The 1,127-nt window shown below is 63.7% G+C and carries 2 protein-coding genes; both read right to left on the bottom strand.

The window, feature by feature from the left end:
* Positions 1 to 31 precede the first annotated feature (31 nt).
* A complete protein-coding gene (locus FJ980_RS33335; protein WP_140547639.1) occupies positions 32 to 514 on the bottom strand; it encodes a hypothetical protein in 483 nt (160 codons plus the stop codon).
* Positions 511 to 1,116: an LPD7 domain-containing protein gene (locus FJ980_RS33330; protein ID WP_281406364.1), complete on the bottom strand. Its 606-nt coding sequence runs from the start codon at positions 1,114 to 1,116 to the stop codon at positions 511 to 513. Before FJ980_RS33330 ends, FJ980_RS33335 begins: the two co-directional genes overlap by 4 nt.
* Between the last annotated feature and the right edge of the window lie 11 nt (positions 1,117 to 1,127).

Below are 1,127 nucleotides of genomic sequence, written 5' to 3'. Positions count from 1 at the left end.
GGATGTGCACCTGTCCGTATCCGACAACGCCTTACACCTTTCTCAGGCTCCGCATCCCTTTACCGGGCATCCTGAATTCCGCAGCGAGGCCCGTTGACATCTGGACATCGGGACCATGGGTTTCCTGCATGCGAAGGAGGGCGAGGATTTCTCGGCCGCTGCGCTTCCAGTCGCGCAGCGCTCGGCGTCGGTCGCGGGAGACTTCTTTCAGGAGGCGATTCCAGTCGTGGGCTTCGCTCGCCTGAAGCTCGAAAAATGCCTGTAGGGCGTGATCGGCGGATATAGTGGTTTCGCCGCCAAGCCAGCGGCACCAAGGCAGGCCGGGGCGACGAACCCGACGAAAGCGTCGACCCTCGCAACGGCCGGCGGCTTCCGGTTCATCGCTCGCTACCCAGCAGGCAATGAAGGAATTATAACGGGCATATTCGGGATACGATCGCCCGTGCGCACGAGCGACGACGTAGCGCCGCAGCGCGTTCGCCATGTCGTCCACTCCGGGCGCGACGACGTTCATCTTGGCACCCGCGCGTGGTCGTGGTCGCGCCCTTCGGCGAGGTCTTCGGGATCGACGTCAAAGACGTTCTCCCGCTCTGGCGCGTCCTTGCGCTTCTCGTTCTCACGCTCGCGGGCGGACTTTCCGAAACGGCGGAATTCCGGGAGAGCGGCGACGACATCGGCCTCTGGCTGCCCGACCAGCTTGCCGCGCTGCTCGTCATCCAAGTGCAGAGTCACGAAATCGGACAGTTCCATGTCATTCGTTTCCAGTTTCGTGAGCGCTGCCTTGTCGCCGGCGGCGGCTTCCAAAACGAGAGCCGCGACGGCCTTGTGATTCTTGATGGCATTGAGCTCGTCGCCCTCGGAGCGGGCGCGGCTGCGGTCGGCCTCGAAACTCCTCCGGACATCCTCGGACGGCTGGTAAAGCTCGCCCGTCCCCTGATCGTAAACCGTGACGCCTTGGCGCTGGGCCTCGATCCAGGCGGCATCCTTGAAAGTGCGGTCGCCGAAAACTTCGATCTCGCTGCCCCACTCCGCCACGGCTTTTTCGATCATCGCTCGCACTGCCGCGTCGGAAACGGCGGGGCCGTGAATCCGGAGCTCGTCGCCGAGATCCTGGATCCGACATGTGC

The organism is Mesorhizobium sp. B1-1-5 (assembly GCF_006443065.1).
Lineage (GTDB): Bacteria > Pseudomonadota > Alphaproteobacteria > Rhizobiales > Rhizobiaceae > Mesorhizobium.
Note: the sequence above shows the minus strand (reverse complement) of the source record. Positions and strands in the feature narration are given on the sequence as shown.

Coding starts and splice junctions, on each gene's coding strand:
- FJ980_RS33335 (WP_140547639.1), bottom strand. CDS start 514: ATGAACGTCGTCGCGCCCGGAGTGGACGACATGGCGAACGCGCTGCGG.